We start from the raw sequence: 15,249 nt of genomic DNA, 5'->3' as shown, positions 1-15,249 counted from the left end.
ACCAACGAGGTCCACAATAAGATGGTTCGGCGAGACTTTCCCAAAGGTGAATCCCTAGACGCTGTCAGCCCACAAGCTGTCGCCGAAACTCAAGATCGGCTCAACCGCCTCCCTCGTCGCCAACTCAGATATCGGACGACCGAGGAAGTCTTCGTCGCTGAGCGCGCTCGAGCTCAGCGACGAGCTGCCAAGGTAGTCGTAGCCAGCTAGCTCAACTCATCAAAGATAACAGTTCATCTCACGGTGTCGTGCCATGGGGTGGCTAACTTGTTCTTGCAATTTGCGTGATAATGTTTTACCAGGAAAGCCCTGATTTTAATCAGGGAGGCATGCTGCCCTGTACCTGCCGCTCCTTTGGATAGCATCTTCGTGCAGGAACACACGTTTGATATCATTTCTGTGGCGGGATAGCCATGAAATAAGCCGGCACCTTGAAGCTGCGCATGGCGCTCACTGCAACGGAACTTGGCACGACTTTTCCCAGGAAATAAACTAGAGCAGAGCAAAGCGGTTGCGCGGCTGATATAAGATGGGCTGACGCAGTGCCGGCACAGCTTATACGCAATCGCGTTGGGCTGCGCAACTCGACGAAGATCAGTGTCCTCACCGATAGCGAATGTTTGACAGCCGCAACAGTTGCTGATACTTGGCTTCGGCTTCTGGCGGCAAGATGAAATGCTCACGGTGCATCAGTGACGACACCTGGAGATTTAAGGCCATCAGCACGTAAGGTGTGGCCGTGCCGTCGGTCATCAGGCGTTGATATTGTTGTCGCAGCAATTCTTTCAGTGACGCCTGCTTGGGCGGCAGTGTTGCGATGATATCCACTAGCAGTGAAATCGCCAGCCGGCGCCGTTCACCACCGCCGGCATACCACTTGATTGCTTTATCTTCAGCCCGCCAGCGAAACAATCCACGCCACTGCATCTTCTGTTTCAGCCCCAACAGTACGCGCACGTCGCATTGAAAAATCTGCGCCAGCTTCACCAGCATGTCAACATCCGGATAACTTTGGTCATTCTCCCATTTGGATACCGCCTGCCGGGTGACATGCAGCTGTGCAGCCAAGTCGCTTTGCGATAAGCCGCGATGCTGCCGCTGCGCCTGGATCAATTTGCCCATTTTTAACATTTTACTTCACGCTCCATGACCCAAGGCTACAAAGCCGCCGCAACATTGTCAACTAAACGATGCGGCAACTGTTGGTTGCGGCTTAGATCAGCTGGGATTGATTGCATTGTCGCCAAGACGCTCGTAAGCTGAAGGCGAGGTGAGATAGATGTCAATCAAATCACAGCAGCACACGATCATTTCAGCCAAACAAGCCATCAAAGCGTTACGCGCCTTGTTGGGTCAGCGTTCGGATCAGTCTCCACAATTGTTGGACATCACAGATGTATTGGGTCAAGTCTATGCCAAACTCGACACCGCCAAAGATCCGGAAGCACTGATCAATCGGCTCGTGAATTATATCCGCATCAAAGCCAGCACCGGTCAGATTACCTTCCCGACGCCGCAAGAAAGCCTGATCGGCCAATTGGCTTGGATCGGCGCTAAGGCCGGCTTCAACGGCCAGTACATGGCAGACTTCTCGGACAAGCGGCAGTTCTACAGTTTCTTAGAGAAGATGCCGATTCGCGATTGAACTGAAACAAAGCCGACTTAACATGAAAAGGAGCCGCGTTGTGCGGCTCCTAAACTTTACGGATGAAGTTAGCAGTCCGTAACTGTTTCAACTGAATGCCAACTGTTTTTAACGATCCGCCGGGTCAGCATATTCGCACATGCTGACCTTTTTCTATTCCCCAATTACAACATGCACGTTTCTCCAGCGGAACAGACTGGCTTTCGTATCTCCGTTTAATTTAACAGACCTTTGATATATCAAACAGCCCTTACCTGCGCATATTTTGATCAAACCGCGTCACTTATGATTCGGTCTAGCAGAGTATACTTCTGGTACGCTTTTGGTACGCTTTGGTACGCTTTTGGTACGCTTTTGGTACGCTATTCATCTAAGCGATATTTCGTATTGACAGACGAACCTATTACGACAATTCGGTTATCGTCAACCAATTGTTTCAAAGCATAAAAAACTTGTCGTCTCGTTAAATTTGCTTTCTCCTGAATTTGAGTGCGTTTCAACGGTTCATTCGCTTGCTTTAGCGTCTCTAAAATAAGCGCTTGATTAGCTGAAACGACTGCTGGCGTGTTGCGACCATCATCTTCTTCAGAAACGGCTGATACCCGATAATTTTGATTTGGTAAGATCACTTTAAACGAATTCTCGCGCACTTCAAACGTTAACGTTTTAGCGCTATCACGATAGGCACGATACATCCGCCGAATTCCAGTGCCATAGTTCTCAATATAGTTCATCTTGTCTAGGATATGGATCAAGGTTGGATTACGTACAGCAGTCAACCCGTCTTCAATTTCTTCCAGCGTTAAACCATCAGGAATACCACCAGGCGAGACAATTTCAAGACGGTCATCGAATAACTCAACCTTCACGCTCGAATGCAGTAAATAATCGCGATGCACAAACGCATTAACAACGGCCTCTCGAATTGCAACTGTTGGGTAATCTTGCCGTTCGATGCGCTGAGCCTTCCCGGTAATTGTTGCTTGTCGATGGTTAGCAAAGTCCAAATAAGCTAACACATCGTCAATTTGTTTGGTAATGGGCGCATAAAAGCGTCGTTTATCTCTAAACGTCATCACATCAGTACCATCATACGTCGCAACTAGTACTTCGAATGGGTTCTGATCACTGATTAGCAGCGCTGAGTTATTATACGCATGGTCACTCACCAGGCGCAGCGCCTTTTGATCAAAGGGTGCCGATAGCTCTTCAAAGACTGCTTGTGCACTTTTGAAGGTCAGTTGCTGTTGGGCCGACTGCTCAGAATCAAATCCGTTTGCTGCAATTGCATAAGGCTTATGGCGTCCAGATCGAACCCTAACCGTGAAAACTGCTTCATTGGGCAGCACATCGATCAGGCTATATGGAACCGGATAAAAACGCACCTGTCGACCAATTGGTGATCGTCTCTTCCCACTGGTGGCGAACGGACGGCTCAATATTGAGGCTTTCATGCGTCGTATCATCCACACCTAAATAGATGACTCCGCCAGTATTGCTATTGAGAAAGCTGACAATTTCACGCTTCAACTTATTGGTCAGTTCACGCTTATATTCAATGTTGGCATCTTCATTGCTTTTCATGGCACACCTCGATTTCAGATACATTTCTAAATTCATTATGCCATAGCAAGGATGTCTTTACTCACACAATAGACGTGTGCGCTCATATGATCAGCGCATTTCTTCTAAATCCTTCTGCATCACTTGTGATACTGACTTGCGAAACAATGAAGACTGTGGTTAATCACCCTCTGCCAAAACTCCGCAAAGCTTTCAGCGTTCTTATCGTGAGGTGTATGTTCAGAAGCATCTGGCTAGTGTTCTCGGTCTGCCTCACCAGCAGTCAACCCGAACCAACACTCACACCAAACTTTCTCTGCCTAATTCAGTGTTATTTAGCCAACGTTTGCGGCTTCAACAACTTCATCCCCAATGACGACGACAGCTGCCATACCTTATTATTTTCAACTGGGATGCCTTTCACGCGCACATACCCCGGCTTAGTCGGATACACATATAAGTCGATTTTCTTGGCAGGCTTCACCTGGTGCAAAACATAGTGGTACCGTACCTTTGACTCGTTCGGCAATGCAGCGGGCTTAGCGGAACCTACCCCGTCACCCACCAAGTTCGACAGGTAATCGATCGACTGCTGGCCGGTGATCTTCGCGACCTTCTGGCCATCACTGCCGTACACGACGGCATAGTCACTGGCTTGCTTCTGGCTGCACGCAGTCAACAAGACGCCGCTTGCCACAGCCGCTAGGATCAAGAGCGTATTTTTCATATCAAGTGTCCTTTCCTGACGTGTCTCATGCTTGGTCTGAGATATATTCGATAATGTCGCCGGGTTGGCAATGCAACACTTCGCATAGTTTATCCAGCGTCTGGAACCGAATCCCTTTGGCCTTGCCGGTTTTTAAGATTGAGAGATTCGCTGGTGTGATGTCGATGGCCGCTGCCAGCTCTTTAGAGGTGATATCTCGGTCTTTAATGACCTGGTCGAGATTAATTTTGATCATGTGCTTCTCCTAAATCATGCTGTCAGAATCTTCTTGTACAACCAAGCCATACTTAAAGACGAGCCAGACGACGTAGATAATCACGATCAAGACGGCTTCACCGAAGAATTGTGCAGGCGTCGTATGAAAAAGCCAGCCGACGTTATGGATAGTTGCCGTCGCGTTGACGAAGAATGATGCCACCTGCACGGCAAACTGAATGATACTGACCACTAAGATCCGTTTCATTGCCATCAGATTCAGTTGCACAAAATATTGCCCCTTCGTCAGGTTGGCCAAGATCGTGTGCAGCGCCTTGAATAGCACCACATAGCCAACAACGATTGCCAAAGCCGCGACGCAATCGATGAATAATAATCCAAGATGGGCTAACAGAGCTGCGCTGACTTGCGTATGCGCCAATATCATCTGGCTAAATCCCGGAACTAACCAGATCCCGCCAATGATGATGGCCCCCACCCCAATACATACAGCGATGAACACGCACAATCCTTCGATCACATTCACAACGATTGCCAGTCCACCCACGAGCTTATGATTTGGCAGATTCATTTTCTGACCTCCAAAGTTTGTCTTGGTTAACCGATAATTATTGTAAGACGATAATTTCGGAAAAGCAAGAATTATCGTAGAACAATAACAAAATAGTTTTGACCGCGTTGATTGCTAACCGTTACCCATATGTTGCAAGCCAATGCCAAGCGCCTTGCTTGCTACCCACACGTGTCATGCTCTTCAACAAAAAAATGCCTTGCCACTTTTCGTCGCAAGACATTTAATTGATTCAGTTTACACCTAATGATGCCGCGCCTGAGATCGTTGTTAAACCAGTCCCCAAACACCGGCATACCACTGCCACCTGTAGTACGGACGTGCATACCAGAGACCGCTGCGTTAAATTGGCTTGCCAGTAACAAATATCCTGCACCAGTCAGGTAATCCCACGTGATCTTGTTGGCTATCTCAATCTCAGTCCAAAAAAGGTGACGCCCTCACACGTTCTATTTGTCTCTTTCTTATGCTATTCGAAAAGCTCTTCGGCGTGCAGTACCTCGCCCTCTTTTTGGTGCAATTTAAATTCCCTTGGCGTAACCCATGAAGTGGCTGGCGGAAAGCTGTACCAGATTATTCGCCGCGTACTTGAGCCGCATGCTGAAATCTTTGTAAGTGTAAAAACTGAATTTGTTTCCGCCGTGCGTGAAATCAATGACGATCGATTTGTTGGCGCCGTCTCGCACTTGAAAGTCCGTGATCTCGTTAGCCGAAAACACCTGCGTCAGGCCATTTTTCTTCAGCCGGTGGATCACAAGGGCCTCGGGCGTAAAAATGATCACATGCCTCTTTTCGGCGGCCAGCGCTAGGTCCAGCAACGGCGGCTTAAAAAACAGCCAGGCCCCGGTTTTGGCCACATTATTCAACCGGTTGTATGCCAGCAGATAATTGCCATCAGGCTCATACCCGAGCGCGCGGACGATAGCTTCCATCTGGTCTTGACTCTCGCTCAATATGCCCATGTCGGTTACTCCTTATCCTCGTCTTTAGCCGCAAACATGCTGGGATCGATAATATTTGTTACGGGCGCCGGCTTGCGCTGCTCGACTAGACTTAATTGCCATTGTCCCCCAATGTCCGAGCATAACTTAACCACGGCTTCTGTCTGAAACTGTGCCTTGCCCGCAAAACATGGCATCCGTCACTCACGCGATGCGATACTGTTTGCTAAACTGCTTAGCTGAAACAATGCGATGGTTAGTCACGTCCAATACATCCCCGGGATAACCTAGTACATACATGTTATAGCCTGCAAACCCGCCGCCAATCGTGCCGACCGCCCCTGTTTTCAGGTTAGCTTCCAGCGACGGATTCAACCCGCTCATTAGAACGCGAACGTGCCCGTCCAGCCAAACTATATACTGCTTTGCGAAGGCCTGTTTGACCCAATCAGGCTGCGGCTCTGTCTTGCTGATCCGCCACACTTCTGCAGCGCGGCCCTTGTAAAGTGCCTTCATCATTGTCGTCTCCCTGCACCGTTAACCAAAGCTGATTGCGTCATCAACTAGCTGTTAAATGTTAAGTTTCTGCGCATCCGCCATTGCAGTCGCGCAACCTCAGCTCATCTTGCATTTGGCAAGTGAGTTGCTTGATCAATTTAACTCCTGGGAAAAAGGTCAGTCGCTCAGGGCGAGTCGCTGCCCAGTCCAATTCACCATACTTGCCAGAAAGGCGCTTTAAATCAGCGGCGGTGTAGCCGAGCTCATCTGCCAATGCCCACATTTTGGCCAGTAATCTTCGGTTGTTCCGTTGCACACGCTGACCAGAGATTACCGCACTCAGCCCGAATACGTCGTAGATCACCCAAAAGACTGGGAAGTGGGCATCGCCTAAATACAACAGGCCAAGTCCAATCAACATCAGCACAACATAGCAAATGATGATCACCCAACGATGTCTCATACTGTTCACCTCCAACAGAGTCAATTCCCAATCGATTTAGACACCGGTGTGTTGGCGAAGGACCAAAGGCATCGTTCTTGGTTAATTTCCTTGCCTGAGCTTACAACTAACGAAACCATAACGTCGCTAAACAAGATCGTGCCAAGTCTCAACCTGGGCCTTCAGTTCTAACACCTTGATTGTACAAGCAAATCAGCGCCAATGCGCAGAGCTGTCATCAAATCAACCGAATCCGTCCTGAAATCAAAGCGTTAACTGTCGCAGCCGGCGACTCATCGCCAAAGGAAATGTACAAACGTATTCATCCGGAAAATGGATTTCACGCTTCTTGTAGTCGATGCTGGTGATTTGGGCCGGATTGATCAGGTAGGATTTATGGACACGCAACAACATCGGATACGCCTGTGCGATGTCATTGAGTTTCGCGTAGAATTCGTACATGTAATTCTTGCCATACAACGCGAGCTTATGCGGTTTAACAGATGCTTCGATATAGTATACAGAGGCCAGCTCGACCCGGATCAGTCGTGAACCGACACGAAACGCAAAAGTCTGCTGTGTACCTTCCCCACGCTTAGTAAAAGCCGCATTGCTTGCCGCAAGGAGGTCGCAAATTTGGGCTTGGTCATCGTGCCCTTTTTCGATGAAGTCAAGGGCCGCAATGCGCCTTTTCAGCGTTTCAAACGCCAACTCGCGATGCGCTGTGACGAACACGATCTGGGCGCGATCATCCTGATGGCGAATCTGCGCTGCCAGATCGATTCCTGAGGTTTCGGCATGCAGGTCAATATCCAATAAGAACAAGGCCTCGCTCATTGTCGGATGCGCGATGAGATACGATTGCACCTCATGAGGATTCGTCGTTGCCAACACCACTTCCATGGCATAATCGTTGCGCTGGATCGTATGGTCGATAACTTCCTGATACTGCGCTAGGATATGCGGTTCATCATCACATATCAAGATCGGTAAGTTCATTCGGTTCGCCCCTTATCAATTACGACTGAAGTGCCGTACATGTCATCAGCGACATAGTTCGTGATACTGAGCTGATCATGTTGCTGAATCATTTCTTCGACATTCGCTAAGCCGACACCACGCCCTTGGCCTTTTGTAGAAAAGCCATTCTGCTTCATTTGGGTTAATTTAGGCAGCTTCCCGGCAAAAGTATTCTCCACAATCAATTCAAGGTCAGTCGCGGAATCGATCACAAGCAGCCGCAAACGCTGCTGTGCAGCCAGCTCACTGGCCTCGATGGCGTTATCTAACAGAATCCCCATGATGCGAATCACGGTGATTTCGTCACATGCTAGGGTATCGACGTCATTCATGCATTCAAAGGCGATGTCGATCCCGTGCTGCTCTGCCACGGTGAGCTTGGTGACGATCAGGGTTTTCAGCGCCGGCAGGTGGACGTGTGTCAAATCGCCAAAGCGCAGCACGCTGCGGCTGAGAACCTGGTCAGAATAGTCGCTGAGTGCTGCCAAGTATTGGGTGTGCGCGCCGTTGTCGGGCGCTTTCAGTGCAATCAACAGGTTCTTGAAGTCATGTCGAAACTTGCGGGTTTGCTGATAACTCCGCTCCAGCTGCTGGGTGTAGGCGCTCATCGCTTCCAGCTGCTTTTTGGTAGCGTCGATTTCCGCTTGCTGCTTGTCTTTTCGCAAAGCGGCGATCGTGCGCTGTGTTGAGTAGCCAACCTGGGTAAGCAAGAATCCTAAGATGAGGATCTGATAAACACCTTGCTGTTCGGTGACTTTCAAGAATTCGAGCACGAACACCATGGTGGTCACGACAAAGATCAATTGCGGCAAAATGATGCTGATTTCCCGCTGCGTCAGCACGATTTTGGCCAACAAACGGCAGACCATAACAACAACAATGACGAACACAACGTTGCCGATGAGGCTAAATGTCCCCAGTGGGATGCCTTCATTGCCTAATGCCGAGTTAAACGCCGGGTGAAAGAGGGCAATTACAAGACTGGACCAGCTCCCGATGACAGTGAATCCCAGCAGCATCACTAAAAAGTAGCTGAAAAGTTCCCAGTTGCGTCGAATTGGATCATGCCGCCAAGCGCGATAGCGAAATAAAGCGAATAAGGCTGCATACACGAGATTAAAAGCCAGAAAATCCAGGATCGATACCACAACCATGACTGGCATCAATAGCAGCAAGCCAATCAGCAGACCCCGAGCGTGAATTTTCCCGACGTAAATGATCATCCCAGAGAGTGCGAGATAGTAAACAATCTCCCCAGTCACCGCTAACCAAGACGGCACGATTATCACCAGCGTCACCCCCAAATCATCTTTATAAAGCGATTTCAATGTATAATCACTGTACCGCATGTTGCGTGGACTGCAAACAATTTTTTCAGAACTAAAGGCCGCTGCTTTCGCGCAGAAATTACGCCTACATTTGAGGATGGCATTTGTTGATTTCAGGACAAACATGGCTAATTCGGCACAAATTGTGTCTATAATTAAGCCAAAATCTGACTGCAGCGGCAAGGAAGATCATCAAACTCGTGGCGAACAACTACTGATCGCCAGACACTGTGTTGGAGGAAGCACAATGAGGACACACTCGAAGAACATTCACCAAAATAACGGACGGCGCAAGTTCACGCTATCCCTTATAATCTATTTCGTTGTCGTCAACATCGTTGCACAAGTGACAATACGTATCTTTGGTAATATCACGGCACTGATGATTTTTATCGCAATATTTTCACCTTTGTATTGGAGAAAACAAAATGAAAACACACGCGAAGAACGATCACCAAAATAACAGACGGTACAAGTTCACGTTATCCCTGTCAATTAGCTGCGTTGTTGTCTGCATCGGCGCGCTTGTGGCAATGCTTATCATTGGTAATTTTGCGGCGCTAAACATCTTTATCGCGTTATTTTTCTTGGCAATCAGTGTCCAGAGTGTGATCAAGAATTTGCGCTGCAAAGACTAATGTGAGAAGAGGCATCATGATGAAAATACTGAAAATCGCCCGACCACGAGACTTAGTTCTTGTTATTCTGCTTGTTGTCGCACTAGTAGTTTCTAAGCTGTACTTTCACAATATCTTCAATTTGATTCTGCTGCTGTCTGTTGTTGCAGTATTACTTTATCCGGTATATCTACTAATCGCCGCATCAATTGTGATGCGAAAACAGAAAGGGCAGTAGAAAATCTACCTCAACTGCGGATAACTGCACTTCTCACGACAGAGGCGCTTACGATGAGAATCAAGTTTAATCTCAAACTTCTTCACACGTGGTTAATTGTTTGATATAGCTTCTCGGCGTTACGGCTAAATGGCGCCATGCCCTTCAGTGTAAACGAACGTCTGACCAAAACCCACTGGCTGGTGAACTGAAGCAGATATCCATCATAGCTGTAAAATTTCCGTTTCTCTTTTGTAATGGATAGGTCTGAGATTTTACTGCGGTCAAGAACGATTGGTTTTGAAAAGGATGCATTGAGCGGCGCGAGGACAATCTGTTCATCGGTGATCACAATCAGGTCGGCCAGAGGCACTAAGTCACCAATCAATAGAAAGTTCTGAATCTCGGGATGATTGTACCACTGCATAGCAAACACATAGTTGTCCGCTCCCGTAAGACCCAGCTTGTTCAGTTGCGCCTCAGTGTATGCTCTGTTTGATAGGCCAATTGACAGAATCATGCGACTTCACCTTCTGAGTCGGCGATTAAATGACTACATTTACCTTCTCCGATCCTTAGCAACCATGGAGACAACCAAAATCAAGAAGCAGAATAAGCCAAACAAGGTGAGTCACCAGCTTCGATCTGCCACAGCACGTATACCGATGACCACAGGGTTCTCACAATTAAGACGTCTTTCGACCGTATGCTACTAGATGATATAACCAGTATCCAGAGAAGTTTCGAGAGTACGTAGCGTTCACAGAACTAATCAACGGCGGCCGTTTTCGGTCGCCGTTAGTTTATATCACTGTTTATTTTTTGGTAACACGTAATTCCTCAAAATATTGCACAAGCCAATTACAATAAGAAACACACCGAGGACCAAGCCAATGCTACCAAGCATGAAGCACCATAGTAGGCCACCCATAATACACGCAAATCCGACGTCGTGTGTCCAATCTTTTTGTGGATTCATTTTCCATACCTCCTTATGCTGATCACGCTCACAGACTTGCTGAATCTTGTCTGCGATGTCGATAAGACCGGAAAGTTTTTGATGATCTGAACGGAGCTCGTCAAGAAAGTCTTTCAAGTTTTGACACTCTGGTTTGTTCCTTCGCAATCGATTTACGGCGGCGTCTAACAGATTAACATTGTGCTCAAATACTGCTTCCATTTTGTAACAAAGAAGCTCTGACGTTGATGTGGCCATTGCAAGTTTCATTGCCATTCAACGCGGCAGCTTCGATTACTAAGTACATAACAATACTCCCGAAACTCAGCCCAATATTCTCCAAATTTTCCATCCAACGGGAAGGCAGTCTTTAGAGCAATTGCAAGCCCTTTCTATGCGGACGGCAACTAGAATTAATTAACGTCACTGTAAAACGCTGATTCTACGCAGCCATCAAAACAGTAAATATTGCAACGATAATTGCTGTTGCCAGAGGTGCCCAAAATGATTTGATTCGTTGATTCCTTTTAAACGCACGATATCGTTTCTCAAACGTATATCCCTTAGGTGTAGTGGAAATCATCGGTTCAGAATTTTCACCCGTTTCAGTATCGTAACCTCCCCGGCCATCACTCCATGCATATGGTCCAATTGAGAGCCAATTATCTGCGTCTAATTCGAGAATAAATCCCCAAACAACGGTACCTGGAGTTTTGGGTTGGCTTCGAAACACTTGACTCAATGGTGTAAAATTTCCGTGCCAGGTCTTGCTTCTATAAATCAAATCCATTATTTTTACTGGTACGTTGCTAAATTCTTCGATTTTCAAAAATAGTACCCTCACATTCCACTGCAACTGTGAACGACCCATATCGGCTAACAGTATCTATACTAATAACGAGTGAGTCGCTCACCAAGCAACACTCAATCTGGCCACCACCGCCTTTGGGTTGTATCCTCATTAGCTGTACTTGTAATTCTGCGTCCTACCTTCTTTGATTCATTAAAGAATCACGAAGACTAATTCCGACATCTAGAATTAACCGATTTTGTTCGATCAAATTATTTAGGCTCTCCACGTTCGTATCTCTCAGTATCCGTCTTGCAATTGTTCTCAAAAACATTGTAGGAATAATCATCACAGTTGACTCTCCTGAAGCTAAAGTGGAAATGGGCTCTAATAATGTCGACTTTCTGATCCACGACTCGCCGCTTAAATCCTTTAACTTTATTAGTTTGTCAGTAGGATTTGACACATCAAGAATGTCCGAAATCCTGGACGAGAATCCAACTTCGAGTTCTATCGTAAAAATTGAACTCTTTCCAGCGATGAACAATGGTACCTCAATTATTAGTGCGGCCACTGTAACATCATCAGAAATACTAATGACGTCTGAATGACCAATCACGATACACGGCTCTAACTGTTTCACTTCAAGATGTTGTTCTCGATTTTCTTTAACACGCATAATAATTAACGAGCCAACAATGCTAAAGATTGCGCCGATAGCCGAGGTAATTATGGTAACCATAAACTGGTTGAAATTTATCGATGATTGCATCTTTGATTCTCTCCACGCCCAAGTTAATAGGACCGCCTCACTTATGATACGGACTTGCGTAACAATTGAGACGGCGGTTAATCGTGGTTACGATTTATTTGATTTCCAGCCCGTTACCTATGTGCACCGTGCCCGTCGATTATCGTTTGTATGTACTTAAGCAACATACCATAATAGTCTCAATAATATTTACGTTCTTCGGCCTCGTACTCCGCAAATTCAGAAAACATCCCATCACAACCTTCAAACATATTTGTCAGTGCTCGGACGCAAATTTCAATATTATTAGGATCGACTTTTCGCGGCAGTTTATGGTACTCATGATTATATCCGCTTGGATACCGAAAGAAATCACTTTGTTTATCAACCGCCTGTAATTGCTTTAGGAAATGATCAACGTTGTCTCCAACAGTCTTAGGAACGGAATCATCATTTTGACGTTCAATGATTGGTCTTATTTTTTTCCAATATGCACTATAAACATAATGACTATTCAAATTACAACCAAGCGCCTCTATCTCTGAATATGGAGATGAAGCTAACTGTTTTAATTCGAGTTCGACAAGATGTCGAAGTGTAAACAGTTCTGGAAAAAACGTCTTTGGAACCTGAGTCTCCGGTTCGGTTGAAATTAGAAACTCACTGACTTCCAAGTAGCCACGGATAATGGGATAGTAGTTATTCTTCCCTCTACTAAAGGATGTCAACCCCTCAAGATAAAAATTCCCAGTACCACTTGCAGCAGTAGTGAAAAAAATTGGATTTGGAAAATTTGTCGGTACTTCATCACGATATTCTTCATTATTGGGGAAAGTACAACGAAGGATAGCATAGGCAATTACCAATTTATCTGCGGTCCAAAATACATCGACAGACCGTGGTGGCTTAGACCCCAAAAATTCGGGCGTAAGCGGATAACGAAATAATGTCGAATTTCCATCCCAATACTCACAATTTTTGATGTATGCGATAAGCCATCGTCGTTCATTTTCAGGGATATTATCCAATCCCCCGCGAACATGAATTTCTTCAAGAAGTGCACTAATTCGGTGCTTGAGGTCCTGAAACATCGCTTGAATAGTAGGCTTGGATTTTATTATTGTGTAGAGTTTGGCCTTCAATAGCAATTCAAGTGATTGACGAAACATAAACAATGTTGCCATGAACCACATGTCGTCTTTTACATTATCATGCCCTGATTGAACAACCTCAGTTGCAAGTCGATACGCTGCATGATAGTACTCATCCGCAAGTTTTAGATAATCACGGTCGTGTCGACCGCTCCAGACTATTTGTATTCCAACTTTATCAGGCAGTTTTCCCCAGAAATCAAGTGCCTGTTCTGGCCATAATCGATTATAAACAGGGTTACTTCTCCATTCGCCGTCCGCCAAATTATTCACCTCGCTTTTATCCAATTAATATGACCAATCAGTATCGTCAAACGCCTTTAAAAGAGCCATATCATCTGTATAACGCATACTTAGATCATTATCAATTCCGTGGTGAACAAAGTTTTGAATGGAAATATTTGGAAAATCGTTCATTCGTGTCCGGTTCGTCATAACAAAATACAGTAGCTTCGTTAGCGAATACATCTCATTACATATTTTATAATTTTCAAATCCAATTAGTTCTAAGCACGGATCAATGAAGGTTCCTTTGACCTCAGTTCCTTGACGTGTCAAGTCGCTATTGATTTCCTTGACCAACCCTAAATCCGAAACTTTTGCAATCACTGCATCGTCATATTCGAAAATGATAATATTATTCAATGAAATATCGCGATGCAATAGTCCCCGCGTGTGCAAATATCTGATCCCCGCTAGAATCTGATGAGCAATGCTTTTGCGTTTGCTTTGACTTAACTCGGCATGACTTCTCAGATATTCCTGTAGTGTACACGTTCCCCACTCCATCGAGTAGTGATTGTTTTCCGTGTCGAATCTGTAAACTTTTAGGATGTATGGTGAGTTTAGACGAGCAAGCTCATCGAATTCACGTCGAAATCGAACAATTTCTTCAGGCGTTGAACTCTTTTTCAGTTGCTTCAGACCCACCCAGCAGTTATACTCATAATCCTTATATCGATAAACTTTTGCATACGCACCTTCACCCTTCAGCTTTAAGGTTGAAACTCGATTAATATTATTTGTGCGAAGTTTGATGTTATTCGCAGGCGTACAGATAGCCGCATACTTTTGAATAACAAGTGGGTGATAGTCGGATGGCACTTCACTACCATCCGACTTTTGAAGAAATTTATCACACGCTACCAACCAGTCTGCATATGTTGGTGCTAGCACATACGCATAGGACGTTCCTGATAAGACCTGTGTGTCCTCATGCCACATTTCAATCCAATCCAGTAGCTCCCGACTTTCAGCGGCGTTGAAGTGACGATTCGTTTCAAACTTGTCGTTCATAAACGACCCTAACCAGTTTAGAGAGTACTGCATTTCAGCTAAGTAGTTACCCATATTTGAATTATGCCAATCACGATACAACTGCACTTCTTGAAGCGGCTCTGTCATATTTTGAAAATAAAGAGAAGCGCGATCCCAATGTACTGATAACATCATTTTTACGTTATTCATAAGTCCCCCACAGTAACACAGTACCATCTTATTTTGCACAGTCGGACAAGAAAAAATTTACTCGCAAATTGCAAGAACAAGTTAGCCACCCCATGGCACGACACCGTGAGATGAACTGTTATCTTTGATGAGTTGAGCTAGCTGGCTACGACTACCTTGGCAGCTCGTCGCTGAGCTCGAGCGCGCTCAGCGACGAAGACTTCCTCGGTCGTCCGATATCTGAGTTGGCGACGAGGGAGGCGGTTGAGCCGATCTTGAGTTTCGGCGACAGCTTGTGGGCTGACAGCGTCTAGGGATTCACCTTTGGGAAAGTCTCGCCGAACCATCTTATTGTGGACCTCGTTGGT

18 protein-coding genes and 2 pseudogenes are annotated in these 15,249 nt (G+C 46.0%); 2 read left to right on the top strand and 18 right to left on the bottom strand.

The window, feature by feature from the left end:
* A pseudogene (locus tag ACGG90_RS15675) lies at positions 1-210 on the top strand (IS30 family transposase); the annotation flags it as partial.
* A gap of 393 nt (positions 211-603) precedes the next feature.
* On the opposite strand, the gene ACGG90_RS14440 reads toward ACGG90_RS15675, so the two are convergent.
* Positions 604-1,131 (bottom strand): helix-turn-helix domain-containing protein, encoded by a 528-nt coding sequence (locus tag ACGG90_RS14440; RefSeq protein ID WP_390410499.1) that lies wholly within the window; start codon positions 1,129-1,131, stop codon positions 604-606.
* A 148-nt stretch (positions 1,132-1,279) separates the two neighbouring features.
* On the opposite strand from ACGG90_RS14440, the gene ACGG90_RS14435 reads away from it, so the two are divergent.
* Entirely contained in the window at positions 1,280-1,645 is a 366-nt protein-coding gene (locus tag ACGG90_RS14435; protein ID WP_390410497.1) for a bacteriocin immunity protein, read from the top strand.
* Between the two features lie 362 nt (positions 1,646-2,007).
* On the opposite strand, the gene ACGG90_RS14430 is transcribed toward ACGG90_RS14435, so the two are convergent.
* The 17 genes and pseudogenes from ACGG90_RS14430 to ACGG90_RS15670 form a co-directional block, all read right to left on the bottom strand.
* The gene (locus ACGG90_RS14430) at positions 2,008-3,030 is read right to left on the bottom strand and encodes an ATP-binding protein (RefSeq protein ID WP_390410495.1); all 1,023 of its coding nucleotides are present in this window, start codon (positions 3,028-3,030) and stop codon (positions 2,008-2,010) included.
* Complete coding sequence (locus tag ACGG90_RS14425; protein ID WP_390410494.1) at positions 3,005-3,229, bottom strand: AlbA family DNA-binding domain-containing protein; 225 nt, start codon at positions 3,227-3,229, stop codon at positions 3,005-3,007. Before ACGG90_RS14425 ends, ACGG90_RS14430 begins: the two co-directional genes overlap by 26 nt.
* A gap of 310 nt (positions 3,230-3,539) precedes the next feature.
* A complete protein-coding gene (locus ACGG90_RS14420; protein WP_390410492.1) occupies positions 3,540-3,935 on the bottom strand; it encodes a hypothetical protein in 396 nt (131 codons plus the stop codon).
* 25 nt (positions 3,936-3,960) lie between these two features.
* Positions 3,961-4,170: a helix-turn-helix domain-containing protein gene (locus tag ACGG90_RS14415; protein ID WP_390410490.1), complete on the bottom strand. Its 210-nt coding sequence runs from the start codon at positions 4,168-4,170 to the stop codon at positions 3,961-3,963.
* A 9-nt stretch (positions 4,171-4,179) separates the two neighbouring features.
* Entirely contained in the window at positions 4,180-4,722 is a 543-nt protein-coding gene (locus ACGG90_RS14410; protein WP_390410488.1) for a hypothetical protein, read from the bottom strand.
* A gap of 521 nt (positions 4,723-5,243) precedes the next feature.
* The gene (locus tag ACGG90_RS14405; protein WP_390410486.1) at positions 5,244-5,684 is read right to left on the bottom strand and encodes a hypothetical protein; all 441 of its coding nucleotides are present in this window, start codon (positions 5,682-5,684) and stop codon (positions 5,244-5,246) included.
* 183 nt (positions 5,685-5,867) lie between these two features.
* Positions 5,868-6,179 carry a hypothetical protein gene (locus tag ACGG90_RS14400; RefSeq protein ID WP_390410501.1) on the bottom strand — a complete coding sequence of 104 codons (312 nt, stop codon included), beginning with the start codon at positions 6,177-6,179 and terminating at the stop codon, positions 5,868-5,870.
* A gap of 61 nt (positions 6,180-6,240) precedes the next feature.
* A complete protein-coding gene (locus ACGG90_RS14395; RefSeq protein ID WP_390410485.1) occupies positions 6,241-6,624 on the bottom strand; it encodes a hypothetical protein in 384 nt (127 codons plus the stop codon).
* A gap of 243 nt (positions 6,625-6,867) precedes the next feature.
* Complete coding sequence (locus tag ACGG90_RS14390; protein WP_390410483.1) at positions 6,868-7,602, bottom strand: LytR/AlgR family response regulator transcription factor; 735 nt, start codon at positions 7,600-7,602, stop codon at positions 6,868-6,870.
* Complete coding sequence (locus ACGG90_RS14385) at positions 7,599-9,077, bottom strand: sensor histidine kinase (RefSeq protein ID WP_390410481.1); 1,479 nt, start codon at positions 9,075-9,077, stop codon at positions 7,599-7,601. Before ACGG90_RS14385 ends, ACGG90_RS14390 begins: the two co-directional genes overlap by 4 nt.
* An 811-nt stretch (positions 9,078-9,888) precedes the next feature.
* The gene (locus tag ACGG90_RS14380; protein WP_390410480.1) at positions 9,889-10,305 is read right to left on the bottom strand and encodes a hypothetical protein; all 417 of its coding nucleotides are present in this window, start codon (positions 10,303-10,305) and stop codon (positions 9,889-9,891) included.
* A gap of 288 nt (positions 10,306-10,593) precedes the next feature.
* Complete coding sequence (locus tag ACGG90_RS14375; protein ID WP_390410478.1) at positions 10,594-11,019, bottom strand: hypothetical protein; 426 nt, start codon at positions 11,017-11,019, stop codon at positions 10,594-10,596.
* A gap of 166 nt (positions 11,020-11,185) precedes the next feature.
* Entirely contained in the window at positions 11,186-11,572 is a 387-nt protein-coding gene (locus ACGG90_RS14370) for a hypothetical protein (protein ID WP_390410476.1), read from the bottom strand.
* Positions 11,573-11,729: 157 nt separating this feature from the next.
* A complete protein-coding gene (locus ACGG90_RS14365) occupies positions 11,730-12,305 on the bottom strand; it encodes a hypothetical protein (RefSeq protein ID WP_390410475.1) in 576 nt (191 codons plus the stop codon).
* A 179-nt stretch (positions 12,306-12,484) separates the two neighbouring features.
* Complete coding sequence (locus tag ACGG90_RS14360) at positions 12,485-13,699, bottom strand: hypothetical protein (protein ID WP_390410473.1); 1,215 nt, start codon at positions 13,697-13,699, stop codon at positions 12,485-12,487.
* 24 nt (positions 13,700-13,723) lie between these two features.
* Entirely contained in the window at positions 13,724-14,902 is a 1,179-nt protein-coding gene (locus tag ACGG90_RS14355; protein ID WP_390410471.1) for a protein kinase domain-containing protein, read from the bottom strand.
* A gap of 137 nt (positions 14,903-15,039) precedes the next feature.
* Positions 15,040-15,249 (bottom strand): annotated as a pseudogene (locus ACGG90_RS15670) (IS30 family transposase); the annotation flags it as partial.

It is taken from the genome of Lacticaseibacillus jixiensis (assembly GCF_042847315.1).
GTDB classification, from domain to species: domain Bacteria; phylum Bacillota; class Bacilli; order Lactobacillales; family Lactobacillaceae; genus Lacticaseibacillus; species Lacticaseibacillus jixiensis.
Note: the sequence above shows the minus strand (reverse complement) of the source record. Positions and strands in the feature narration are given on the sequence as shown.

Bases quoted from the DNA above. Each gene is read 5' to 3' on its own strand.
- ACGG90_RS14440 (WP_390410499.1), bottom strand. From the start codon at position 1,131: ATGTTAAAAATGGGCAAATTGATCCAGGCGCAGCGGCAGCATCGCGGC.
- ACGG90_RS14435 (WP_390410497.1), top strand. From the start codon at position 1,280: ATGTCAATCAAATCACAGCAGCACACGATCATTTCAGCCAAACAAGCC.
- ACGG90_RS14425 (WP_390410494.1), bottom strand. From the start codon at position 3,229: ATGAAAAGCAATGAAGATGCCAACATTGAATATAAGCGTGAACTGACC.
- ACGG90_RS14420 (WP_390410492.1), bottom strand. From the start codon at position 3,935: ATGAAAAATACGCTCTTGATCCTAGCGGCTGTGGCAAGCGGCGTCTTG.
- ACGG90_RS14415 (WP_390410490.1), bottom strand. From the start codon at position 4,170: ATGATCAAAATTAATCTCGACCAGGTCATTAAAGACCGAGATATCACC.
- ACGG90_RS14410 (WP_390410488.1), bottom strand. From the start codon at position 4,722: ATGAATCTGCCAAATCATAAGCTCGTGGGTGGACTGGCAATCGTTGTG.
- ACGG90_RS14405 (WP_390410486.1), bottom strand. From the start codon at position 5,684: ATGGGCATATTGAGCGAGAGTCAAGACCAGATGGAAGCTATCGTCCGC.
- ACGG90_RS14400 (WP_390410501.1), bottom strand. From the start codon at position 6,179: ATGAAGGCACTTTACAAGGGCCGCGCTGCAGAAGTGTGGCGGATCAGC.
- ACGG90_RS14395 (WP_390410485.1), bottom strand. From the start codon at position 6,624: ATGAGACATCGTTGGGTGATCATCATTTGCTATGTTGTGCTGATGTTG.
- ACGG90_RS14390 (WP_390410483.1), bottom strand. From the start codon at position 7,602: ATGAACTTACCGATCTTGATATGTGATGATGAACCGCATATCCTAGCG.
- ACGG90_RS14385 (WP_390410481.1), bottom strand. From the start codon at position 9,077: ATGTTTGTCCTGAAATCAACAAATGCCATCCTCAAATGTAGGCGTAAT.
- ACGG90_RS14380 (WP_390410480.1), bottom strand. From the start codon at position 10,305: ATGATTCTGTCAATTGGCCTATCAAACAGAGCATACACTGAGGCGCAA.
- ACGG90_RS14375 (WP_390410478.1), bottom strand. From the start codon at position 11,019: ATGGCAATGAAACTTGCAATGGCCACATCAACGTCAGAGCTTCTTTGT.
- ACGG90_RS14365 (WP_390410475.1), bottom strand. From the start codon at position 12,305: ATGCAATCATCGATAAATTTCAACCAGTTTATGGTTACCATAATTACC.
- ACGG90_RS14355 (WP_390410471.1), bottom strand. From the start codon at position 14,902: ATGAATAACGTAAAAATGATGTTATCAGTACATTGGGATCGCGCTTCT.